General features: G+C 62.9%; 27 protein-coding genes. 20 read left to right on the top strand and 7 right to left on the bottom strand.

The annotated features are described in order from the left end of the window. Positions 1 to 335: 335 nt before the first annotated feature. Positions 336 to 911 carry a phosphatase PAP2 family protein gene (locus B0E50_RS14215; protein ID WP_077441940.1) on the bottom strand — a complete coding sequence of 192 codons (576 nt, stop codon included), beginning with the start codon at positions 909 to 911 and terminating at the stop codon, positions 336 to 338. After that, positions 880 to 2,040, bottom strand: a complete 1,161-nt coding sequence (locus tag B0E50_RS14210; RefSeq protein WP_077441939.1) for a glycosyltransferase family 1 protein — start codon at positions 2,038 to 2,040, stop codon at positions 880 to 882. The genes B0E50_RS14215 and B0E50_RS14210 overlap by 32 nt, the downstream gene beginning before the upstream one ends. 169 nt (positions 2,041 to 2,209) lie before the next feature. Between B0E50_RS14210 and B0E50_RS14205 the strand changes: the two genes are divergently transcribed. Then, entirely contained in the window at positions 2,210 to 2,644 is a 435-nt protein-coding gene (locus tag B0E50_RS14205; protein WP_077441938.1) for a DUF4399 domain-containing protein, read from the top strand. Positions 2,645 to 2,694: 50 nt separating this feature from the next. On the opposite strand, the gene B0E50_RS14200 is transcribed toward B0E50_RS14205, so the two are convergent. Continuing rightward, entirely contained in the window at positions 2,695 to 3,480 is a 786-nt protein-coding gene (locus B0E50_RS14200) for a transporter (RefSeq protein ID WP_077441937.1), read from the bottom strand. A gap of 66 nt (positions 3,481 to 3,546) precedes the next feature. On the opposite strand from B0E50_RS14200, the gene gltX reads away from it, so the two are divergent. The 6 genes from gltX (at position 3,547) to B0E50_RS14170 (ending at position 7,702) form a co-directional block, all read left to right on the top strand. Continuing rightward, positions 3,547 to 4,947 carry a glutamate--tRNA ligase gene (gene gltX / locus B0E50_RS14195; protein ID WP_077441936.1) on the top strand — a complete coding sequence of 467 codons (1,401 nt, stop codon included), beginning with the start codon at positions 3,547 to 3,549 and terminating at the stop codon, positions 4,945 to 4,947. Positions 4,948 to 4,982: 35 nt separating this feature from the next. Continuing rightward, on the top strand, positions 4,983 to 5,261 hold the full coding sequence (locus B0E50_RS14190) for a hypothetical protein (RefSeq protein ID WP_077441935.1): 279 nt from the start codon (positions 4,983 to 4,985) through the stop codon (positions 5,259 to 5,261). Between the two features lie 32 nt (positions 5,262 to 5,293). After that, positions 5,294 to 5,803: a transcriptional repressor gene (locus B0E50_RS14185; protein ID WP_077441934.1), complete on the top strand. Its 510-nt coding sequence runs from the start codon at positions 5,294 to 5,296 to the stop codon at positions 5,801 to 5,803. A gap of 229 nt (positions 5,804 to 6,032) precedes the next feature. Further along, on the top strand, positions 6,033 to 6,467 hold the full coding sequence (locus tag B0E50_RS14180; RefSeq protein ID WP_077441933.1) for a MerC domain-containing protein: 435 nt from the start codon (positions 6,033 to 6,035) through the stop codon (positions 6,465 to 6,467). Positions 6,468 to 6,528: 61 nt separating this feature from the next. After that, a complete protein-coding gene (locus tag B0E50_RS14175; protein WP_077441932.1) occupies positions 6,529 to 7,473 on the top strand; it encodes a cation diffusion facilitator family transporter in 945 nt (314 codons plus the stop codon). 67 nt (positions 7,474 to 7,540) lie between these two features. Beyond that, entirely contained in the window at positions 7,541 to 7,702 is a 162-nt protein-coding gene (locus B0E50_RS14170; protein WP_007805033.1) for a 30S ribosomal protein THX, read from the top strand. 297 nt (positions 7,703 to 7,999) lie between these two features. Here B0E50_RS14170 and B0E50_RS14165 read toward each other — a convergent pair whose 3' ends face one another. Next, positions 8,000 to 8,608 (bottom strand): CPBP family intramembrane glutamic endopeptidase, encoded by a 609-nt coding sequence (locus B0E50_RS14165; protein ID WP_168170887.1) that lies wholly within the window; start codon positions 8,606 to 8,608, stop codon positions 8,000 to 8,002. A 59-nt stretch (positions 8,609 to 8,667) separates the two neighbouring features. Then, positions 8,668 to 9,228, bottom strand: coding sequence for a helix-turn-helix domain-containing protein (locus tag B0E50_RS14160; RefSeq protein WP_168170886.1), 561 nt, complete (start codon positions 9,226 to 9,228; stop codon positions 8,668 to 8,670). Between the two features lie 220 nt (positions 9,229 to 9,448). Here B0E50_RS14160 and B0E50_RS14155 point away from each other — a divergent pair, with 220 nt between their 5' ends. From B0E50_RS14155 to hisIE, 9 genes are read left to right on the top strand one after another with little or no spacing between them, the layout of a single operon-like run. Next, positions 9,449 to 9,787 (top strand): YerC/YecD family TrpR-related protein, encoded by a 339-nt coding sequence (locus B0E50_RS14155; protein ID WP_077441929.1) that lies wholly within the window; start codon positions 9,449 to 9,451, stop codon positions 9,785 to 9,787. Beyond that, positions 9,784 to 10,677, top strand: coding sequence for an ATP phosphoribosyltransferase (hisG, locus tag B0E50_RS14150; protein WP_077441928.1), 894 nt, complete (start codon positions 9,784 to 9,786; stop codon positions 10,675 to 10,677). Before B0E50_RS14155 ends, hisG begins: the two co-directional genes overlap by 4 nt. A 10-nt stretch (positions 10,678 to 10,687) precedes the next feature. Beyond that, positions 10,688 to 11,995: a histidinol dehydrogenase gene (gene hisD / locus B0E50_RS14145; RefSeq protein WP_077441927.1), complete on the top strand. Its 1,308-nt coding sequence runs from the start codon at positions 10,688 to 10,690 to the stop codon at positions 11,993 to 11,995. Continuing rightward, positions 11,992 to 13,104, top strand: a complete 1,113-nt coding sequence (hisC, locus tag B0E50_RS14140) for a histidinol-phosphate transaminase (protein ID WP_077441926.1) — start codon at positions 11,992 to 11,994, stop codon at positions 13,102 to 13,104. The genes hisD and hisC overlap by 4 nt, the downstream gene beginning before the upstream one ends. After that, positions 13,101 to 14,165 carry a bifunctional histidinol-phosphatase/imidazoleglycerol-phosphate dehydratase HisB gene (gene hisB, locus B0E50_RS14135; protein ID WP_077441925.1) on the top strand — a complete coding sequence of 355 codons (1,065 nt, stop codon included), beginning with the start codon at positions 13,101 to 13,103 and terminating at the stop codon, positions 14,163 to 14,165. Before hisC ends, hisB begins: the two co-directional genes overlap by 4 nt. Next, a complete protein-coding gene (gene hisH, locus B0E50_RS14130; RefSeq protein WP_077441924.1) occupies positions 14,165 to 14,755 on the top strand; it encodes an imidazole glycerol phosphate synthase subunit HisH in 591 nt (196 codons plus the stop codon). The genes hisB and hisH overlap by 1 nt, the downstream gene beginning before the upstream one ends. Next, on the top strand, positions 14,752 to 15,480 hold the full coding sequence (gene hisA, locus B0E50_RS14125; protein ID WP_077441923.1) for a 1-(5-phosphoribosyl)-5-[(5-phosphoribosylamino)methylideneamino]imidazole-4-carboxamide isomerase: 729 nt from the start codon (positions 14,752 to 14,754) through the stop codon (positions 15,478 to 15,480). The genes hisH and hisA overlap by 4 nt, the downstream gene beginning before the upstream one ends. Further along, positions 15,474 to 16,244, top strand: coding sequence for an imidazole glycerol phosphate synthase subunit HisF (gene hisF / locus B0E50_RS14120; RefSeq protein WP_077441922.1), 771 nt, complete (start codon positions 15,474 to 15,476; stop codon positions 16,242 to 16,244). The genes hisA and hisF overlap by 7 nt, the downstream gene beginning before the upstream one ends. A 20-nt stretch (positions 16,245 to 16,264) precedes the next feature. Then, a complete protein-coding gene (gene hisIE / locus B0E50_RS14115; protein WP_077441921.1) occupies positions 16,265 to 16,888 on the top strand; it encodes a bifunctional phosphoribosyl-AMP cyclohydrolase/phosphoribosyl-ATP diphosphatase HisIE in 624 nt (207 codons plus the stop codon). Positions 16,889 to 16,981: 93 nt separating this feature from the next. Here the strand turns inward: hisIE and B0E50_RS14110 are convergent, their stop codons facing one another. Continuing rightward, entirely contained in the window at positions 16,982 to 17,533 is a 552-nt protein-coding gene (locus B0E50_RS14110) for a Rossmann fold nucleotide-binding protein (RefSeq protein ID WP_077442023.1), read from the bottom strand. A gap of 54 nt (positions 17,534 to 17,587) precedes the next feature. Next, on the bottom strand, positions 17,588 to 18,001 hold the full coding sequence (locus B0E50_RS14105; protein WP_077441920.1) for a GFA family protein: 414 nt from the start codon (positions 17,999 to 18,001) through the stop codon (positions 17,588 to 17,590). 383 nt (positions 18,002 to 18,384) lie between these two features. Between B0E50_RS14105 and B0E50_RS14100 the strand changes: the two genes are divergently transcribed. From B0E50_RS14100 to B0E50_RS14085, 4 genes are read left to right on the top strand one after another with little or no spacing between them, the layout of a single operon-like run. After that, the gene (locus B0E50_RS14100) at positions 18,385 to 19,158 is read left to right on the top strand and encodes a DUF3348 domain-containing protein (RefSeq protein WP_077441919.1); all 774 of its coding nucleotides are present in this window, start codon (positions 18,385 to 18,387) and stop codon (positions 19,156 to 19,158) included. Further along, positions 19,139 to 21,235 (top strand): DUF802 domain-containing protein, encoded by a 2,097-nt coding sequence (locus tag B0E50_RS14095; protein WP_077441918.1) that lies wholly within the window; start codon positions 19,139 to 19,141, stop codon positions 21,233 to 21,235. The genes B0E50_RS14100 and B0E50_RS14095 overlap by 20 nt, the downstream gene beginning before the upstream one ends. Beyond that, on the top strand, positions 21,232 to 21,894 hold the full coding sequence (locus tag B0E50_RS14090) for an OmpA family protein (protein ID WP_077441917.1): 663 nt from the start codon (positions 21,232 to 21,234) through the stop codon (positions 21,892 to 21,894). The genes B0E50_RS14095 and B0E50_RS14090 overlap by 4 nt, the downstream gene beginning before the upstream one ends. Then, positions 21,887 to 22,543 carry a DUF2894 domain-containing protein gene (locus tag B0E50_RS14085; protein WP_077441916.1) on the top strand — a complete coding sequence of 219 codons (657 nt, stop codon included), beginning with the start codon at positions 21,887 to 21,889 and terminating at the stop codon, positions 22,541 to 22,543. Before B0E50_RS14090 ends, B0E50_RS14085 begins: the two co-directional genes overlap by 8 nt. Positions 22,544 to 22,550: the final 7 nt, after the last annotated feature.

Genomic DNA, 22,550 nt, shown 5'->3' with positions numbered 1-22,550 from the left:
ATCAAGCACTTGCTACGCGGTGCTCAGGATCTGCGCAGATGCAGATTCAATGATGATGATGCCGCACTGGCATCATCGTGCCGACGGCACAGTTTTCCACAGCGTCTGTGCATGCCTTCGATGCAAGTCTGTGGACAACCTTGCTCAGTCCTTTTAACGACAGGTACTTGGCACGGCGTGCTGATATTTTGCACAGTCGTCGCGTGCGCCATGTGCAGTAATCCACAGCGATTGTGGAGCATGGCTGGTAAAGCCTGTGGACAAGTACGCTATCTGTCTGACTGCGAAGGCGCTTGTGACGGCGTGCGCAAATGCTGATCAGTGATTGCGCCGGCTCATGCGAGTTTCATGGCCAGTGACAACAGCCAAAGCGAGGTTGCCCCCAGCCCGCCGCCGATCATGATCGCGGCGAGTACATCACTGGGATAGTGCAGGCCGAGGATCACCCGCGAGATGGCGACCAATACGGTGAAGCCGATCAGCAGCGGGGCAAGCTGCGGATACCAGGCAAGCGCCACGATCGTGAAGCCCACCGCCTGCAAGGTGTGTCCCGATGGGAAGCTGAACTCGTCCAGCGGCGGTACGTGTGCGATCACGCCGGGACAGACACGGTAGGGACGTGGCCGTTGCGTCCAGCGCTTCAGCAGGCGATACAGCAGCAGCGCGGCTAGCCCGGTAACCGCCATGTGTCCGGCAGCGGCAAGTCCGCGCCAGCCGCCGACCATGGCCAGCGCCGCCATCAACCCATACCAGAACATGCCGTCGCCAAGCCGGCTGATGCCGCCGAAGAACCATCCGACTGCGCGTCGGGTACCCCAGCGATTGGCCGCCACGCAGACCCGACGGTCCAGCGCGAGGCGTGACGATACGATCGAAAGTTCAGGCGTGTGCAGCGGCGGCAATGTGTTCATGCTGGGTCTCCTCGGCCAACTCACGCAACAGGATTTCGAAGTCGCGGATCACCGCATCCGGTGAAAGTCCGGCCATGCCGGCGTGGGCAGCACGCCCCATGTGCCGGATCAGCCCGGGGTTGCAGGCGAGTCGCATGGCAGCATCGATGAAAGCCGACGCGTTGCCCGACTCGATGCGATAACCGTTGACGCCATCGATCAGATGCTCACGTGCCGCACCCTCGGCATAGGCCACCACCGGCAGGCCGGCAGCCAGGGCCTCGAGGATCACATTGCCGAAGGTTTCGCTGAGGCTGGGAAAGGGGAACAGGTCCGCGCTGGCGTAATGCTTCGCCAACGCTTCACCGCGCTGCACGCCCGCAAAGATGAAATCCGGATGTGCCGCTGCCAGCGCACTGCGTGCCGGACCATCGCCGACCCAGACATAGCGCGCACGTGGCATTCGTTGCTGGATTGCACGAAAGGCCTGCACTGCCAGTTCCAGATTCTTTTCCGGCGCGATGCGTCCGACGTAGAGCACCACGGGCGTGCCTGCATCGACGCCCCAGCTGTCGCGCAGGGCATCATCGCGCCGGTTCGGATGGAACAGCTGCGTGTCCACCGCGCGACGCAACAGGCGTGCGTTGGCTATGCCCATGACGCGCAACTCCCGTGCAAGGGCATCGGTCGGCACCAGGGTGGCTGCCGCGCGTCGGTGAAAACGGCGCAGATAACCGCGTACCACCGATGTGAGCAGGCCCATGCCGTAATGATCGGCGTAGCTGTCGAAGCGGGTGTGGAAGCCGCTGCTGACAGGAATGCCCAGTCGTGCAGCCGTGCGTACCGCTGACCAGCCCAGTGGGCCCTCGGTGGCGACGTAGATTGCATCAGGGCGGTGTTGCAGCCAATGCCTGCGCAAGCTGCGACCGGCCGGCAGGCCAAAGCGCAGGCCCGGATAACGGGGCAGTGCTCCGCCCGGTACGTCGAGCACTTCGATGCCTGGTTCGTCGTGGTGCGGCTGCGGCTGGCGTGGACGGATCAGGTCAATGCTGTGGCCACGTGCGGCGAGGCCGGCCGCGAGGTTGTGCACGGTCAGCGCAACGCCGTTGATTTCCGGTGGATAGGTTTCACTGACGATGCCGATGCGCATGACGATACCTGTGCTGGCTTGGCACAGTATCGACTGCCGGCGTTGCGTCGGTGTGGCGAGTGCATGACGCTGCGGTGACGCTCATGAGGGCCTGGTCGACGTGTAGAGGTGTCTTGAGAAGGCTGCTGCGCCTACACTGGCTTGGTCCCCCTCGACATGGAGATTGACGATGAAACGCATCCTGCTTGCTCTTGCCCTGACCGGGCTGACTGCGGCCGTGATGGCCACCGATACTCCCGGATTGCCGGTCAACAAGGCTCCCGCCGACGCCGAGGTCTACATCATCACGCCACGTGACGGTGCTGCCGTGGGTCAGGAATTCACCGTGCGCTTTGGTCTCAAGGGCATGGGTGTGGCACCGGCTGGCGTCTCCAGGGAGCGCACCGGGCACCATCATCTGCTGGTCGACGTGAAGGAGTTGCCGCCTGCCGGTCAACCGATTCCGAAAGACGACAATCACCTTCATTTCGGTGGTGGCCAGACCGAGACCACGCTCAAGCTGAAACCCGGTACGCACACCTTGCAGCTGGAGCTTGGCGATGAAAATCATGTACCGTTCGATCCGCCACTGGTGTCGAAGAGGATCACCATCCACGTCAAGTGAGTCCTGGGCGGCACGCTTCTGCCGGACGTGCGCCGCCGACTCCACGGTGTTCAATGACCGAAGTAGATCGAGACGCCGAGATTGGCCTGCCAGGTGGGCGCAACCCCGTCCAGCCGTCGATCGAAGCCGGCGTCGAGTTGCACGCGAGGCGTGAGCATCCACGCCAGTCCAGCCCCGGCGACCGTACCGCTGCCTTGGCCCGGCACATGCAGCAGGGCCGTTTCGGCGTACAGCGTCAGGGTCTTGCTCAGCGTGTAGTTGTCGCTGATCGCCACGGTCGTGCTGTCGATGCCACCGCTACGCACGTCCTGCAGATACAGGCCCAACGAATTGCGCTCGTCCGCCTGCAGGTTGAACTGGGCGCCCAGCAGATACTGGCGACGGTTGCTGCGGAAAGCCTTCGCACCATCGGTGAATTCCACGTTGCCCAGCAGACCCCAACTGAAGGCCTGGTCCGGGGAGGGCAGTGCCAGTTTCAGTCCAAGGACGGTGTCGCCATGTCCCTGTCTGCTGTAGCCCGTGCCGGCACCGGTCTGTCGCAGCGAGTTCCACGGCGAGCTGCCCAGCTGCAACTCTAGTGGCCCGCCGATGCCAATGCGGAACAGGCTGTCGGCGCTGTACTGCGAGCTGGTGACGCCATCCTGTTGCTCCCGACTCCAGTCCGGCAGACCCTGTTCGACGGTGATGTCGCCGGTACCCAGCACGACTGGCGTGAAGCCATAGCCGGGACGGTCGTAACCCGGGTTATCGGCCAGCACGGGCTGGCTGATGCCAAGCCAGCCCAGCAGCGCGGCGAGTGGTGCGAAGTACAAAGTGCGGTGAGCTCGTTGCGTCATCGTCGGTTCCGACCCCGGTATCGGCTAAAATCCTTCACTTCGCTTCATGCCTTTCGAAAAACACTCATGACCGTTCGCACCCGCTTCGCCCCCAGCCCCACCGGTTTCCTGCATATCGGCGGGGCGCGCACCGCACTCTACTGCTGGCTGGAGTCGCGTCGCCGCGGTGGCGAGTTCATCCTGCGCATCGAGGATACCGATCGCGAGCGTTCGACCGACGAGGCAGTGAAAGCCATCATCGATGCAATGCACTGGCTCGATCTCGATGCCGACGAAGGTCCGTTCTACCAGACCCAGCGGCTGGAGCGATACAAGCAGGTGGCTGATGAACTGGTTGCCGCCGGCAAGGCGTATTACGCCTACGAGAGCAAGGACGAGATCGAGGCGATGCGCGAGGCCGCGATGGCGAAGGGCGAGAAGCCGCGCTACAACGGCTATTACCGTGATCGCAACGAACCTCTTCGCGAAGATCCCAATCGCGTGATCCGTTTCCGCAATCCGAGCGAAGGTTCGGTGGTGTTCGACGACAAGGTGAAGGGCCGGATCGAGTGGGCGAACACCGAGCTGGACGACCTGGTGATCTTCCGCTCCGACGGCTGGCCGACCTACAACTTCGCGGTGGTGGTCGACGACATCGACATGGGCATCACCGAGGTGATCCGTGGCGACGACCATGTCAACAACACGCCGCGCCAGATCAACATCTATATCGCGCTCGGCGCCAAGGTGCCGGAGTTCGCGCACCTGCCGATGATCCTCGACAAAGAAGGCAAGAAGCTGTCCAAGCGCACCAGCGCGGTCAGCGTGATGGATTACCGTGCCGACGGCTTCGTGCCGCATGCGCTGCTCAACTACCTGGTTCGGCTGGGCTGGTCGCATGGCGATCAGGAGATCTTCTCGCGCGAGCAGATGATTGCGCTGTTCGACATCAGTGACGTCAACAAGGCGGCTTCACGCTTCGACACCGAGAAGCTCGCGTGGCTCAACCAGCATTATCTGAAGACCGACGAGCCGCAGGCGCTGGTGGCGGAGTTCGCCTGGCACCTGGCGCGTGCCGGCATCGACACCTCGAAGGGCCCGGCGCCGGTCGACGTGATCGTGGCGTTGCGCGATCGCGTGCATACGCTGAAGGAAATGGCCGAGCGCGCGAAGATATGGTACGCGCCGATCGCCGAGTGGGACGGCAAGGCGGTTGCCAAGCATCTGAAGAATGACAGTGCGGTGGCGGTACTCAACGCAGCGAAATCGTTGCTGGCCGATTGCGAGTGGAAGCCCGAGCCGATCCATCAGGTGATCGAGCAGGTTGCCGCCAAGCTCGAGCTTGGCATGGGCAAGATCGCCCAACCGCTGCGCGTGGCGATGACCGGCACCCAGGTGTCGCCGTCGATCGAGCATACGATCTATCTGGCCGGCCGCGCCGAGGCACTCAAGCGCGTCGACGACGCAATCGCCCTGGCGCAGGGTTGATCCTGCCACCATGTCGTTGACGCACTGAGCTCGATATGGACGAACTGATCGCCAGGGCATCCCAGGGCGTCGATCCCGACGCACCGGGCGCGTTCTGGCAGATCTTCGTCAATCTGTTGAATATGCTGCCGTGGGCCGCCATGTTCTGGTGGAACCTGCTGTTCGTCGCCGTTGGTGCACTGCTTGGCTGGTGGCGCGGTCGAACGGCGGAAGGCATCGTCTGGGCGCTCGTGCTGGGGCCGATCGGGTGGGCCGTGATCCTTGCCAAGCCACGGCCCAAGCCGCCTGCCAGGCCACCACCGTTGCGGCGGTGAACTCGGTCAGAGTGCGTCGCAGGCGCCGGTGTATGATTCATCCAGAGGTGAAACCCGTGAGTCACGACGCTGCCCACCACTCGCATCCGCATCACCCGCATCATCATGATGCGAAGGGTTTCGTGCGTGCTGTGGAGCATGCTAGCGAAGAGCGCGGTCTGCGCCTTACTCCGTTACGCAAGGAAGTGCTTGAGCTGATCGCCGCGGCACACAAGCCGATCAAGGCCTACGATCTGCTCGACCTGTTGCGTGAGAAGCACGGCAATGCGGCACCGCCCACGGTCTACCGCGCGCTCGATTTCCTGCTGGAAAATGGCTTCATCCACAAGCTGGAATCGATCAACGCTTACGTCTCCTGCCACCATCCGGCCGAGGCGCATCAGGTGCCGTTCCTGATCTGCGATACCTGCGCCAGCGCGCAGGAAGTCTGCGATGAACGGGTGGCTGAGCTGATCGAGGCACAGGCCGCGGCGCTCGGCTTCCGGCCGCAGGCGCAGACGCTGGAAGTGCACGGCACCTGCAAGAACTGCCGCAAGGCCTGAGAGCCCGCTAAAGTCCGGTTGCCGGAATTCCATGATGCGTGCTGGTTCACGGTGTCGCAGGGTGCGCTTGGTGCGCGCGCGCTTGATGTCCGGACGACGCTGGCATGCGTCATGGGTGGCCATGACAGCTTGCTGATCGCCCGGTGTGGCATTCCATAATGTTATAAAGTAACATATCAGGAACTGGGGCTAATTGAGTCGTCACGTTTGGCGACACCAGAACAGGTCGATGGACTCCGAGCAGGCAAGCAAATCCCGCTGGTGGCATGTGGCTGATCGCGTTGGTGCGACGGCTTCGTTCCTGTGCGCGATCCACTGCGCGCTGCTGCCGTTTGTGTTGGCGCTGTTGCCCTTCGTTGGCCTGGAATTCCTGGCTGATCATCGTTTCGAACGCGGCTTTGTGCTCTGTGCCTGCACGCTGGCCCTGTTTGCCATGATCCGTGGTTACCGTCGCCATCAGGTTGCGTTGCCGTTGCTGTTGGCTGCACCGGGGCTTGGTCTGCTGCTGCTTGGCGTCACCTATGCCGAGCACTATTCGATCATCCTGCACAGCGTGCTGGTGACGTGCGGCGGCCTGCTGCTGGCCACGGCACATTTCATCAATCTTCGCAGCGATCGCCGCTACGGCCATGACCACGTGCATGGCCCGCAGTGCGCGCATTGAACGACGTGTGGTCAGCGGCGAGTGATTGTGTAACGGCGTCCTCCGTTCCTAGCATGTGCGGATGAGCATGGCCCATTCCCACTCCCACGATCATTCGCATGTGCACGAGCATGCCGCAGCGGGCAGCAGCCCGAGTGGCAAGCTGCTGTTCGCGTTTGTCCTGACTACCTTGATGATGGTTGCCGAAGTGGTCGGTGGCGCATGGTCCGGTTCACTGGCGCTGCTGGCCGATGCCGGTCACATGATGGTCGATGCGCTGGCACTGCTGCTGGCGCTGGTCGGTGCCTGGATGGCGACCCGGCCGGCCGATGCGCGACGCAGCTACGGTTATGGCCGGATAGAAGTGCTGGTCGGTTTCGTCAACGCGTTGAGCCAGTTTGTGCTGGTAGGCTGGATCATCTACGAGGCGATCACCCGGCTGATGCATCCCGGGGAGATCCTGTCCGGGACAATGCTGGTGGTAGCGATCATCGGCTTGCTGGTGAACCTGCTGGTGTTGCGCATGCTGCACGGGCATGCGCATGACAACGTCAATCTGGCCGGCGCAAGCCTGCACGTGCTGGGCGATCTGCTCGGTTCGGTGGCGGCGGTAGTGGCAGCGCTGGCGATTCGCTGGTTTGGTTGGCTATGGGCTGATCCGGTGCTGTCATTGCTGGTGTCGCTGCTGATTCTCAACAGTGCCTGGCGCTTGCTGCGGCTGTCCGGGCACATCCTGCTTGAAGGCGTTCCTGACGGGATGGACAGTGCGGAGGTGGAAGCATCACTGCGTGGTGCCGATCCGTCGATCCGTGACGTTCATCATCTGCATGTGTGGCAACTGGCGTCAGGTTCGCGCATGGCAACCCTGCATGCCGAACTGCATGAGCATGCCGACAGCGCGCAGGCATTGCGGGCGATCAAGCAGGTGTTGCTGGAGCGTTTCGGCATTCAGCACGTCACCGTACAGATTGATCCGGGCGAATGTCTGGATCAGGCGCAGGACTGTGCTGGGCACGGTCACCCCTGATGCTGGCTGCTGCGGTCCCACGCTGCTATCATGGCAGGCCGTTCATCCAATAAATCAAGGAGTTCCCATGGGTAAGGGCGATCGCAAGACCCGTCGCGGCAAGACCTACCGCGGCAGCTACGGCAATACCCGTGCGCATGGCGCGCTGCCGGCCGTCGTTGGCGCCAAGCCGACGGTGACCAAGCCGGCCGCCGCGAAGAAGGCTGCGCCGAAGAAGAAATCGGCCTGAGCCAGCCCGCACCGGACTGATGAAGACCCCCGCCTCGGCGGGGGTTTTTGTTTTCAGGGACGTGGATTTGTTCGGGCTGCATGGATCGGTTGATCGTGCACACGTCTGCATTGCTGTGATGTCTGTTGGCGCAGTGAACAGCGTTGCCCGTCCTGTCGATTCTCTGCGTGCAGATAACCAGCTTGTTGACCAAGCTCGCCACTCAACTTGACCGGCGTCGCCAGCTAGCCGGCCTTCCGACCTAAGGGCGCTTGTCGATCTGGAGCCGTCGGTCAGGATGGTCTGCTTGCAAGAGGGTTAGCCGGTGCTCTGTGCCGCTTGCCTGCGCTTTGCGAGGACGGGCATGACAAGAACCCCGACGCCATCAAGGATTGCATGCACGATGATGCAGGCCCAGAGATTTTGGGTGAATGTAAAGAGGAGCGTAATGACAAGCGTGCAGACAAAAACCGGGACGAGGTGAGCAAGCCCCCAGCGCAAATGACCAAGCGTGAACGCAGCGATCGAGAGGACGCAGGCTAACCCGACGCTGCCGAGCAGATGCTGACCTACACCGATGGCGTAGCCGCGAAAAAGCACCTCCTCAGTGACAGCCGCCGTCATCACCACGAAGCACCTATGGCCGAACGGCAGGCGCAAAAGATTTTTCTGCAGCTCGAGCTGTTCCGGCGAAGCGACAGAAAATTTGCCTCGCATGGATACATAAGCGCTGAGCACAACAAGCAGGATCGCAGCGGCAAGAATCGCCAGCCCCAGGCTTTGCCATGTGGGCCATCCCAAGCCGATATCCACGCGCCAAGCCACAGTGTCTGCAGCAGCGATGACGAGAACAGTGATGGCAGCTACCCAAAGGGCGAGGCGAGGAACTGCTGAAAATTGATTGAAACGCAGCCATCTGAAAAGCATCAACAAAAGCGGTGACCCGAAAAGCGCCACGCAAAGACCAACGTATAGAAGTGGGGGCATTAGATACATCTCTGCTTTGCCTTCATTGGCCGCTCCGGAAGAGTGACGATGGATACTGTTCGCTGCACTTGATTCTTGGTGGGGCCACGTTTCACAAACCGCTGGATGAGCGCCTCCAGCTCTTTCATGAAGCCGGCAAATTCCTTCGATTCCGCGTTGAAGGTCACCTGCAAGTAGTGGACGTCATCACGCACCACGTCGACGTCATCGGCACGCATGTAGCGGCCAAAGTCCTCAAGTAGCGACGCGAGAAAGACCGAGAAATATTTCAGATGCGTTTCTGGGTCGATGGTTCCGATGTCTTCCGGAGCTACCTTTCCGGTATTGGGATCGAGTCGGTAAGTGCGTTCCACGGCACCGCGCACGGGTGTTTCCGAAGTGACGATCAAGGTGCCAGCTTCGGCCAGCCGTTTCACGTGTCGGTAAAGCGTTGCCTGTGGGACATCGTCAAGCCTTTGCGCCAATTCGCGGGCAGTGAGTTCCACTCCTCCGACAAACGCCCGCACGATCCTCAGGCGTAGCGGGTGCAGCAAGACATCGATGGCAGTCTTTTTTGTCAAAGGACACGCTACCTTTATCATTTTTGATAATGATAGCTCGGAGTCGTGGACAAGATCAAGCAGGTGCTACTCATCTTGCACTGCGCATCGAGTTGGCTCGTAAAACCGCTGTTCTCGCCGCTGGAATCTGAATGCCGGTTGACACACGCTGGTAGCAGGTTTGCCGCATTGCCGCATGCTGTGTATGATGCGATCCACTGTGTTAATGCATTAGTACATTATGAAGCGTCGATCGCTTGATCCTGAAACCCCTGACGAGTCAGCCAAGCTGAGCCTTTGCGAGGCCCTGTTGTCGATGAAGAACGCCGACGAGATGGGTGCCTTTCTCGGCGACCTGTGCACCCCGGCCGAACTGGAGGTGCTGGTGGACCGTTGGCGGGTAGTGCCATATCTGCTGGAAGGCATCGCCTACCGGGAGATCCACGAGCGCACTGCGGTCAGCATCACCACCATCGGGCGGGTGGCGCGCTATCTCAACCAGGGCAATGGCGGCTATCTGGCCGCGGCAGCACGTGCAGCGCGGCGGCAATCGCTGGCGGCGAAGAAGGCGAAGGCATGAAGATGCGTGACCGTTTGCGTATTGCGATGCAGAAATCCGGCCGGCTCACCGAGCCGGCGCTGGAACTGCTTACCCGTTGCGGACTCACCTTCCGGCAGAGTCGCGACAAGCTGTTCTGTTTCGGTGAAGGCGAGCCAGTCGACCTGCTGTTGGTGCGCGATGACGACATCCCCGGGCTGATCGCGCAAGGTGTATGCGACCTCGGCATCGTCGGGCGCAATGTGCTGAGTGAATTTCAGCTCACCGCGGGCCGCGAACTGGCGCCGCTCAGCGAACTGCGGCCACTCGGTTTCGGTCGCTGCCGCTTGTCGATCGCGGTACCGCAGGAGCTGGATTACCACGGGCCGCAACAGCTGGAAGGCCGGCGTATTGCCACCTCGTATCCCGGCCTGCTCGGCGAATGGCTGCGCACGCATGTCGTAAATGCCGGCGTCGTGATGCTGGCCGGCTCGGTCGAGATCGCGCCGAAGCTGGGTACCGCCGACGTGATCTGCGACTTGGTACAGAGCGGCGGCACCCTCGTCGCGAATCAGTTGCGCGAGGCCGAGGTGCTGTTGGAGAGCGAGGCGGTGCTGGCGGGGCCGTTGACCCTGCCTGTCGATGAGCGCGGCGACATGCTTGAGCTGCTGCTGAAGCGGCTGGATGGCGTGATCCAGGTGCGCGAGTCGCGCCTGCTGCTGCTGCAGACCTCGCGCCACACACTGGAGGCGGTCACCCGGCTGCTGCCGGGCGGCCCACAGCCCACCCTGCTGTCGGTCGCCGGTCAGCCGGATCAGCTGATGCTGCAGGCGCTGTGCGCCGGCGAGGTGAGCTGGCGGCAGCTGGAAGAGATCAAGAAGGCCGGTGCGCGCGAAATGTATGTGTTGCCGGTGGAGAAGATGTTGGCATGAGCAGGCTCGCATGAACCATATCGACTGGAATGCATTGGACGAGGCCGCCCGAGGCGAGGCATTGGCGCGCCCTGCACAATCGCGTGCGGTTGAGCTGCGCCGTGGCGTGGAGCAGATCATCGCCGCCGTGCGCGAACGTGGTGATATCGCTCTGCGGGAGTTCAGCGCGAAATACGACCGTTGCGCGCTGGACGCGATCGAAGTGGATGAGGCCGAATTCGCCGCCGCCGAAGCGTCGCTCGATCCGGCGTTGAAAGCAGCCATCCATGAGGCAGCCGAACGTATCGAGATGTTCCACCGCGCGGCCGCACCGCAGTCGATTGCCGTCGATACCGCTCCCGGCGTGCGGGTGGAACGGATCCTGCGTCCGATCAGTCGGGTTGGCCTGTACGTGCCGGCGGGCACGGCGCCGTTGCCGTCGACTGCGTTGATGCTCGGCATCCCGGCGCAGATCGCCGGTTGCCGTCAGGTGGTGCTGTGTTCACCAGCGCGCGCTGACGGCCGCTGCGACGAAGCGGTGTTGTATGCCGCACGTGTCACCGGTGTGCACAAGGTCTTCAAGCTCGGTGGTGCGCAGGCGATCGCGGCGATGGCGTATGGCACGGCGAGCGTGCCCCGCTGCGACAAGCTGTTCGGTCCCGGCAACTCCTGGGTCACCGAGGCAAAGCTGCAGGTATCCACCGATCCGGACGGCGCGGCGATCGACATGCCGGCCGGCCCGTCCGAGGTGCTGGTGATTGCTGATGCGGAAGCCAATCCGGCCTTCGTCGCCGCCGATCTGTTGTCACAGGCTGAGCATGGGCCGGATTCGCAGGTGATCCTGCTGAGCCCTTCCACGACGCTGCTGGACCAGGTGGCGATCGAGGTCGATCGGCAATGTGCCGAACTGCCGCGTGGGGATATCGCGGAGAAGGCGCTGACACAGAGTCGTTCGATCACCGTCGAATCGCTGAGTCAGGCGGTCGCGGTGAGCAACCGCTACGCGCCCGAGCACCTGATCCTGCAGGTGGCCGAGCCCCGCGCCTTGCTGGATGGCATCGACAGTGCAGGCTCGATCTTCCTGGGTGCATGGACACCTGAATCGGTAGGCGACTACTGCAGCGGCAGCAATCACGTGTTGCCGACCTACGGTTACGCGCGCAGCTACAGCGGCGTGTCGGTGGCGAGCTACCAGAAACAGATCACGGTGCAGGAAGTGAGTGAAGAGGGCTTGCGCAATATCGGTCCGTGCACGGCGACGCTGGCGGCGGCCGAACAACTGGAAGCACATCTCCGTGCGGTGACCCTGCGCCTGGCAGCACTGGAGGCGCGGTCATGAGCGTACTCGATCTCGCACGGCCGGAAATCCGCGCGATGCAGCCGTATTCCTCGGCGCGCATGGAGGCCAGCGGTGGCCAGGTATTCCTCAACGCGAATGAGTCGGCGTGGGCGCCGGTGGGCGACGATGGCCTCGGCTGCAACCGCTATCCCGAGCCGCAGCCAGCGGCTTTGGTCGACGCGCTGGCCGCGCTCTACGGCGTGCGTCGCGAACAGTTGCTGGTGGGGCGTGGCAGCGACGAGGCGATCGATCTGCTGGTGCGTGCGTTCTGTCGTGCTGGCGAAGACGCGATCCTGATCCAGCCGCCGACCTTCGGCATGTACGCGGTATGCGCACGGATCCAGAATGCCGGCGTGATCGAGGTGGCGTTGCAGGACGATTTCGCCCTGGATGTGGACGCGATACTCGCTGCGGTGACGTCGGCGGTGAAACTGATCTTTATCTGCACCCCGAACAATCCCACCGGCCAGCTGGTACCGCGAGCGAGTGTCGAGCGGCTCGCGCAGGCGCTGGCCGGTCGCGCGTTGCTGGTGGTGGACGAAGCCTATGTGGAGTTCACGGATGCTGGCGACGCCAGCGTGGCTGACCTGATCGACCGCTACGACAATCTTGCCGTACTGCGCACCTTGTCGAAGGCCTGGGCCTTGGCTGGCGCGCGCATAGGAACCTTGCTGGCGAATGCCGAGGTGATCGCACTGCTCAAACGGATCATGCCGCCGTATCCATTGCCGTTGCCGTGTGTGGAAGCTGCGCTGATCGCGTTGTCCGGCTGGGGCCAGGTGAATGCGCGTAATCACGTCGCCATCGTGCGCAATCAACGGGTGCGGATGCAGGAAGCGTTGCGCCAACTGCCTGGTGTGCGCGAGGTGCTGCCGTCGCAGGCGAATTTCCTGGCCGTGCGTTTCGTCGATGCGGCTGCGGTATATCAACAGCTGCTCGCCGCTGGCATCGTGGTGCGCGATGTACGCCGCTATCCGAATCTCGGTGACGCGCTGCGCATCACCATCGGCACACCCGATGAAAACGATCGTGTCTTGAGCGAGCTGAAAAAGGCGGCCATCGGCGGCCGTGGTTTTGTCGGCAAACCGGCATCGGGTGACTACGCATGAGTCGCAAGATTCTTTTCGTCGATCGCGACGGTTGCCTGATCGAGGAGCCGGTCGACCAGCAGATCGACAGCTACGAGAAGCTGGCCCTGTTGCCCGGCGTGATCGCTGCGCTGCAACGTTTTATCGCCGCAGGCTACGAGCTGGTGATGGTGACGAACCAGGATGGCCTCGGTACGGACAGTTTCCCCGAGACGCATTTCACCGGACCGCACGAGCTGCTGATGCGCATCCTCGCCTCGCAAGGTGTGCGTTTCCGCGAAGTGCTGATCGACCGCAGTTTTGCGCATGAGGGCAAGGACACCCGCAAGCCGGGCATCGGCATGTTGCGCCATTACCTAGCCGATGACGGTTGGAGCCGGGCGACCTCGGCGATGGTTGGTGATCGCGAGACGGACTTGCAGTTCGCCGCGAACATCGGCGTGCGCGGCCTCCGCGTGGGCCCACTCGGCGTGAGTTGGGATGAACTGGCACACCAGCTGCTGGATGCGCCGCGCACGGCGACGGTGGTGCGCAACACCAAGGAAACCCGCATCACGGTCAGCGTGGATCTGGACAAGCTGGCCGAGCCGAAGGCGCACACCGGGCTGGGTTTCTTCGACCACATGCTGGAACAGATTGGCAAGCACGGCGGTTTCGCGCTGGAGCTGAACTGCGACGGCGATACCCATATCGATGAGCACCACACCATCGAGGACTGCGCGTTGGCGTTGGGTCAGGCGCTGAAGCAGGCGCTGGGCGACAAGCGCGGCATCGGTCGTTACGGCTTCACCTTGCCGATGGACGAGTCACAGGCCAGCGCGGCCCTGGATCTGTCCGGGCGCCCGTACTTCGTGTTCGAAGGCAGCTTTCCGCGCGAACGCGTGGGCGAGGTGCCGACCGAACTGGTGCCGCATTTCTTCCGTTCGCTATGCGAGACGCTGGGCGCGAACCTGCACCTGGCCGTGCAGGGCGACAACGCGCATCACATGGTCGAAGCCTGCTTCAAGGTGGTCGCGCGCACGTTGCGCCAGGCGATTCGCCGCGAGGGCAGTGAGCTGCCGAGCACCAAGGGCACACTGTAGTGAGCGTGGTCCTCGTCGATGCGGGTGGCACCAATATCGGCTCGGTGCGCTACGCGCTGCAGCGGCTGGGCGTGGATGCTGCGCTGACCGCGGATGCCGCGGCGATCCGCGCTGCCGACAAAGTGATCCTGCCCGGCGTCGGTGCGGCCGGTCCCGGCATGGCACGACTGCGTGAACTGGGGCTGGTCGAACTGATGCGTACGCTGACCCAGCCGGTGCTCGGCGTATGCCTGGGCATGCAGCTGTTGTGCGCGGATTCGGAGGAGGGCGATACCGCATGCCTCGGGCTGATACCGGCACCGGTGCGCCGCTTCGTCGAAGCCCCCGGTCTGCGCGTGCCACACATGGGCTGGAATCAACTGCGCACCCAGCAACCGCATCCGCTGCTGGCCGGACTGGGCGATGACGATCAAGCGTACTTCGTGCACAGCTATGCGGTGCCGGTGGGTGATTGGAGCCTTGTTACCAGCGATTACGGCGAGGCGTTCTCGGCGGTCATCGCGTGCGACAACTTCCACGGCATGCAATTTCACCCCGAGCGTTCCGCCGCTGTCGGCGCGAAGCTCCTGCGGAATTTCCTCAAGCTATGAACTGTGAAGTGATCCCAGCGATCGACTTGCGTGCAGGCCAGGTAGTGCGCCTGAAGCAGGGCGACTACGCGCAGCAGACTACCTACGCAAGCGACCCGCGCGAGCTGGCGCAGCGCTATGCCGCTGCGGGTGCACGCTGGCTGCATCTGGTCGATCTGGACGGCGCCCGTTCCGGCAGCCTCGACAATCTGGCGATCATCCAAACCATCGCTGCGGACGGCATGCAGATTCAGGCCGGTGGTGGCGTGCGCGAGGAGGCCGATCTCCAGCGTCTGTTCGATGCAGGTGTGCGTCGCGTGGTGTTGGGCAGCGTGGCGATCCTCGATCCCGAGCTGGTCGCCGGCTGGCTGGCCAAATACGGCGCCGAGCGGCTGACCATCGCACTCGACACACGGCGTATCGACGGTCGTTGGGCCTTGCCCAGTGCTGGCTGGACCGAAGTCGAGGCGCGCACGCTGGATGAACTCGCGCCGTGGTACGCCGCGCGTGGCGCGCGCCATCTGCTGTGCACCGACATCGATCGCGACGGTATGCTGGCGGGATTCAATCTGGAGCTGTATCGCCATCTCGCCGACACCGTGCCGCAGCTGGCCGTGCAAGCCTCTGGTGGCGTGCGTTCGCTGGACGATATCCGCGCCGCACGCGAGGCCGGCGCGCAGGGCGTGATCCTCGGCCGTGCCTTGCTGGAAGGGCGCTTTACCGTGCAGGAAGCGCTGGCATGCTGAGTCGCCGCATCATTCCCTGCCTGGACGTGCGCGACGGCAAGGTGGTCAAGGGCGTGCGTTTCCGCGATCACGTGGTGATGGGCGAGATCGTCGACCTCGCGCTGCGTTACCGCGACGAGGGGGCCGACGAGCTTGTGTTCTACGACATCACCGCCAGCCCGGAAGGGCGCAGCGTGGATCGTGGCTGGGTCGAGCGGGTGGCGCGGGTGATCGACATTCCGTTTTGCGTCGCTGGCGGTATCCGCTCGGTGGACGAGGCGCGCGCGGTGCTGCATGCCGGCGCCGACAAGATCTCGGTCAACTCGCCGGCCCTGGAACGCCCCGCACTGATCGATGAACTGGCTGCCGCATTCGGCGTGCAATGCGTGGTGGTCGGCATCGATTCGCTGCGCGATGCGGATGACGCATGGCGCGTGCGTCAATACACCGGTGATCCAACCAAGACACAGGCACTGGCGCGCAAGACGCTGGACTGGATGACCGAAGCACAGCAACGCGGTGCCGGCGAGATCGTGCTCAACTGCATGGGCAGCGACGGCATGCGCCAGGGCTACGATCTGGAACAGCTGTCGATTGCGCGCGAGATCTGCCAGGTGCCGCTGATCGCTTCAGGTGGTGCCGGTGCGCCGAAGCATTTCCGCGATGCCTTCATCGAGGCCGACGTGGACGGCGCACTGGCCGCCAGCGTATTTCACTCCGGCGCAATCGCGATCCCCGCACTCAAGCATTATCTGCACGAGCAAGGCGTGGCGATTCGCCTGTGAGCATCCAAGGACAAGCAGCGATGAGCGATTCCAATACCAACTTCAGTCGCCTCGACTGGGCCAAGGGCGACAGCCTGCTGCCGGCCATCGTGCAGCACTGGCTGAGCGGCGAAGTGCTGATGCTCGGTTACATGAATGCCGACGCGCTGGCGCAGACGCAGGCCAGCAGCAAGGTCACGTTCTACAGCCGCAGCAAGCAACGCCTGTGGACCAAGGGCGAAAGTTCCGGTCACGTCCTTGTACTGAAGGGTATCCGCATCGACTGCGACGCCGACACCTTGCTGGTGCAGGCCGAGCCGCATGGACCGACCTGCCATCTAGGCACGTCCAGCTGCTTCGGCGAAGCCGTGCAGCCGCCACTCGGTTTCCTTGCTGAGCTTGACGCGCTGGTTGCGCAACGCCATGCCGAACGTCCGGAGGGCAGTTACACCACTAGTCTGTTCGAAGGTGGGATTCGCCGGATGGCGCAGAAAGTCGGCGAAGAAGGTGTCGAGACGGCGTTGGCTGCGGTAGCCCAGGACGATGCCGAATTGCTGGGTGAGTCGGCCGACCTGATCTTTCATCTCACGGTGGTGTTGCGGGCACGCGGACTATCGCTGACCGATGTGGCGGCGTTGCTGGCCAAACGGCACAACGGGCATTGAAAAACTGCGGAACGCCGGCCGAACGATTTCATCAATCGGTTGCATCGACCGGTTGGAAACGCTTTCCGAATGCTCATCCGTTTCGCGGAACAGCTAGGCCGTGGCGGGATCCGCCCTCGAACTTCCATGGGACTTAAGCAAGCCCAGCGTGCCGAGTTGGCTCTCAAGAGCCTCCACCGATCCCCAGGGCAGGATCGGTGAATTCTGCCTTTCGTCCGGTGGATTCTCGAGCACTCCATCGGACCAGCCGCCGCAGCCCACGAGAGGGAGAAGTGGCCGGTGATGCAGCCAGGCAAGACATACTTCCGAGATGGTGCCGGCACGACCTCCGATAACAATACATGCGTCACCGGCAAGCGCCATGAGTAGATTTCTCGCATCGCCCATACCACACGGAATCACCACAGTTGCCGGCCAGTCTGGTGCAGGCATGTCGGCGCTGGTGATGATGCTAACTACCATGCCGCCTGCGGCTTGGGCCCGTTGCGCCGCGACGCGAGTGGCTGGGCTTCCGCATCCACTGATCACGGTAATTCCTAAACGAGCGAGCAGTTCCCCAGCATCTCCAGCCAAATCGTATGCCTTGGATCCCGGCTCCGCGCTTCCCAATACGCAAACTTGAGGTCGACGAATATCACCGATCATGGTTGTCCTTGTGGCCTGGTGGTAGTCCTTCACGAGTGCGACGCAACACTGGAGTTAGGCGTTGCTTGTTGCACCAAACATGCCGCCCATGACGAGTTTCGTGACGGTGAGCTCACTTGGCCAGTAGCCGCTGACTTTGGGAAGATTGTCGCTGGCGTCCGTGAGGCGGCGGTGATAGAAGATGTGCGCTTTGGGCTTCGGCAGTGCAGCTTGGTCGGGGAAGTTCGCCGAAGGGACGAAGGCCAACTTCAGGAACGGCGCTAGCCGCAGAAAACCGACGACTGGCATGCCACAGGACCCGCACGTTCCTCGGCGAAGTGCTGGCGGTGCGCGATACTTCTTGAATTGAACGTTGTGACGTTCTGGCAAGGTAATGGCTCCTCCCCACCAAGCCGTGACATCTGCGAACGGCTGCTTGTAGACAGATTGGCAGATCGTGCAATGACACAGCAGGCGAGTGATTGGCATTCCGCTCACCGCGAATCGCGATTCGCCGCAATTGCACGCGCATGATTGGCTCAATAGCTGACGTGACACAGTGATTCCTTCGTGATGCCTAACCACCTAATAGACAGATGTCGACGTCCGGTTTTACATCTTTTCCACGTCGCTGAACGACCCGTCTAACCGGCTGATCCAAAGGGACTCTATCTGCCGCACACCCGGCTAACAAGCCAGTGCAAAGCCGGACATTGGACCTCCGGCTTGAATGGCAGCTTTGGGCGGTGGCCGCAGTCGAAATCGGACGCCGCCCTTATGCTGGCTGGCCGCCTCGGCTGCTTGCAGGCCAATCGACAGGCAGCCGTCATCGCCCGCTTAGCGTGTAAAATGGCGATTTTTCAGCCAGAAATATGGTGCAAGCTCATCAACGGACGAATGTCCGAGGCCCGACGTTCATACGCTTGCTTGCTCGCCTGACGGACGTTGACGTTTCCCCATCCAGACAATCGTTGTCGGACCGGCTAGGCCAATGGCTCGACTGGACTCACGCGGTTGCGTTGTCCACGACGCTTGACGGCAAGCCCTCTGAGGCGGCCTTTGACATGTCGACCTTTGGCAGCGTGGAGGAGAACGAGTGCGTCCGTGTGCGTACCTCGCTGGTCAGTACCATTACTGGCGACCGCACATTCGCCACCTCAAGGGAGCGTGGTGCTGAACACGCGTCAGCCGAGGAAGGGGGCGCGAATGAGGCGGTCGATTACTCGGCGTTTCGTCAGCGCTATCTCGCCATCCAGCGGTCGATGCAGGCGGCTACGGGTAGCCTGCGAGGTCGTCTGCGCGACATGCTCGCCCAGACGACGGCCGACATGGCGCGGCTGGCGGCTGTGGATGCGGTGATGGAGCGTGCACTGAGTCCGCGTGAGCAGACTCTATTGGGCCACGTGCCGGCGTTACTCGGGGAACATTTCGAGCGATTGCGTCAGACCGAGCAGAAGGCGCTGGCCGACGCACAGGTATCGGAGGATGCCCCGGCGATAGCGCCTGGGGCATGGCTGGATGTGTTTCGCAAGGACGTGCAGAGCGTGTTGCTCGCCGAACTGGACGTTCGTTTTCACCCGGTCGAGGGGCTGCTCGCAGCGCTTCGTACCAACTCATTGGAACGTCATGTTCAGAAATCTGCTTAATCTCACGGTATTTTTCGTAGGTCTGGTTGCGGTGTGCTCGATCGGTGCCGGCTACGTCGGATCGAACCCGCTGGGGCTAGCCGTCACGATGTTGATTGGCACGTGCTATCTGGCGGGTGGTCTTGAGCTGCACCGCTATCGGGAAGCCACGTTCACGCTGACGCGCGCGGTGACGGATTTGTCCGCCGCGCCGGTCAGCTTGAGTGACTGGTTCGGCCGCCTGCATCCCAGCCTGCGCAACGCGACACGCCTGCGCATCGAGGGTGAGCGCGCGGCGTTGCCGGTACCGGCGCTGACACCGTATCTGGTGGGCCTGCTTGTCTTGCTGGGCATGCTGGGCACATTGCTGGGCATGATGGCGACCCTTCGCGGCACCGGCATGGCGCTGGAAAGCGCGACGGATCTACAGGCTATCCGCGGATCACTCGCCGCACCGGTCAAGGGGCTGGGGTTTGCGTTCGGCACCTCGATCGCGGGCGTGGCCAGCTCGGCGATGCTCGGGCTGCTTTCTGCGCTATGCCGGCGTGAGCGGCTGCAGGCGGTGCAGTTGCTGGACGTGAAAATCGCGACGACGTTGCGCATCTACTCGCAGAGCCATCAGCGCGAGGAATCGTTCAAGCTCCTGCAGCAGCAGACCGAATGGATGCCTACCCTGGTCGATCGTCTGCAAACGATGATGGCGACCATAGAGCAACAAAGCATGGCCACCAGCGAGCGGCAGATGGCTAGCCAGGAAACTTTCGACGCGAAGACCGAGGCCACCTACGCGCGCCTTGCCTCCTCCGTGGAAGCGTCGTTGAAGGAGAGCGTCGCCACGAGTGCAATTGCTGTCGGAGCGGCGCTGCAACCGGCCGTGGAAGCCACGATGGCCGGTCTCGCCCGTGAAACGGCATCGCTGCACGACACAGTCACGCACGCTGTGCAGCGTCAGCTGGAGGGGCTGTCGACCGGCCTTGAGGCGACCACCACGACCATGGCGACGATCTGGAACGATGCACTGGCGGAGCAGCAGCGCTCGAACGAGGCGCTTGTTCAAGATATGCGCAGCTCACTGCAGCGATTTACCGAAACCTTCGAGCAACGCTCGGCGGGTCTATTGGAAGGCGTCGCTGCACGCCTCGACGCCACGGCGGGCAACGCGGTGAGCGCGTGGAACAACGCGCTGTCAAAGCAAGAAGCCGTCAACGAGGAACTGGCGGCACGCAATCAGCAAGCGTTGACCATGGCTGTGGCGACGTTCGAGGAGCATGCCACGTCGCTGGTTCGCAGCGTGCACCAGTCGCATGCGGGCTTGCAGGCGGTGCTGGAATCGCGGGACCAGGAACGCTTGACGACCTGGACAGATTCGTTCAGTTCGATGAGCGCTGCATTGAGCAAGCACTGGGAGCAGGCGGGCGAGTACGCAGCGAGCCGGCAGCAGGAGATCTGCGACACCCTCGCGAGGACTGCGCACGATATCTCGGCACAGACACAGGCACACGCCAGCGACACGATCGCCGAGATTTCCCGGCTTGTGGAAGCCGCGTCCGAAGCGCCCAAGGCGGCGGCCGAAGTCGTCGCCGAGCTACGCCAGAAACTCTCCGACAGCATGGTCCGCGATACCGCCATGCTGGAGGAGCGTAGTCGCCTGATGGTCACGCTCGATACCTTGCTCGATGCCGTGAACCACGCGTCCACCGAGCAACGGTTGGCCGTCGATGCGCTGGTGGCCACGTCGGCGGATCTGCTGGAGCGTGTCGGCACGCGGTTCACCGACCACATCGAGGCTGAAACCGGCAAGCTCGGCGCGATGGCCGCGCAAGTCACCGGGAGTGCCGTCGAGGTGGCGAGCCTGGGCGAGGTATTTGGCGCAGCCGTACAGACGTTCGGCGAGTCGAACGGCTTGTTGATGGATCACCTGCAGCGCATCGAAGCCGCGTTGGACAAGTCGCTCGTGCGCAGTGACGAGCAGCTGGCCTATTACGTCGCACAGGCGAGGGAAGTGATCGACCTGAGCATGCTGTCGCAGCAGCAGATCATCGAGGAAATGCAGCAGCTCGCCGGCCAACGGGCGCTCGCTGGAGCCGAAATGGCATGAGCGACGAACTTGATGGCGTCGAGGAATCGACCGCACCGATCTGGGCCGCCTTCGGCGACCTGATGTCAGTGCTGCTGGGTGTGTTCGTGCTGATCCTGGTGGGCGTGATCGGCGTACAGCTGCAACTCTCGAACAAGCTCGATGAAGCGGTCAAACAGCGACAGGCCGAGGCGCAGCGCCGCATGACCTTGGAGCAGGCATTGGCGGTTCCGCTGGCCGCTGGCCGGGTGACGCTCGTCAATGGGCGCATCGGTATTCGCGGCAGCGTGTTGTTCGCGCTGAACTCTGATCAGCTTCAGCCGGAAGGGCGCGAGGTATTGAAGAGTCTGGCGGCGCCCCTTTCCGACTATCTCAAGTCTCGCGACGAGATCCTGATGGTGAGTGGCTTCACTGACGACCGGCAAGTGCGTGATGGCAACCGGCAGTTCGCCGACAACTGGGAGCTGTCCGCCGAGCGCGCGTTGACCGTGACCCGTGCGTTGATCGCCGATGGCCTCCCGGCCTCCTCGGTATTCGCCGCCGCGTTTGGTGCCGAGCAACCGGTGAGCTCGAATGCCGATGACGAGGGGCGGGCGCGGAACCGGCGCGTGGAAATTTCACCCATCCCGAAACAGTCGGCTGCTACACAGCCGACCGCCACCGTGACGCCTCATGACTGATAACGGGACACGCGCCCGGGCGATACTTGACGCGTGGCGCGGGCGGGGCGTCGATCGCCTGCATCCCCTGCGGTTTCATTTCATCGAGGCGCTGGAGCGACGTGCGGCAGGTTATGCCGGCGAGACGAGACGCATTCTGGACGACAGGCTGTCCACGCTGATCGGGGCCTATGCGGCCGATCTCGACATGGCGGTATCCAGGGTAGGTCATGTCGACAGTGCTACGCCACCGCGCCCGCCCGCCCGTGGAGCGCTAGGCGGACTGATCGATCACATCGCCCACCACCCGGCGACGCGCGGCGACAATTCCGCCGTGCGTGACACGATGCCCCAGCGCACCGCTTTTCCGGCTTTGGAGGCGCTCGATGAGTTCAGGAAAATCTGGTCCGGGGTCCGCACGGACAGCCAGGCGCGGCAGTCGCTGGAGCAAGTCCCCGCCAATGCGGGTCCGCTCAATTCGGGCAGCCTCGTACACCGATCGCTCACACTGATGCGCGAGCTTTCGCCAGGGTACCTCCAGCAGTTCCTGTCGTACGTCGACACCTTGTCGTGGATGGAACAGATGAGCGGCGGCGGAACCTCAGCGGCCAAAGAGGAGCTCCGCGCCGTGAGTGCCAGAAAGCGCGCGCGGAGCAAACCGCGCGGGTGAAGTTGGC

The organism is Rhodanobacter sp. C01 (genome assembly GCF_002001045.1).
Lineage (GTDB): Bacteria > Pseudomonadota > Gammaproteobacteria > Xanthomonadales > Rhodanobacteraceae > Rhodanobacter.
The sequence above is the reverse complement of the archived record's forward strand: the minus strand, read 5'-3'. Positions and strand labels throughout refer to the sequence as shown.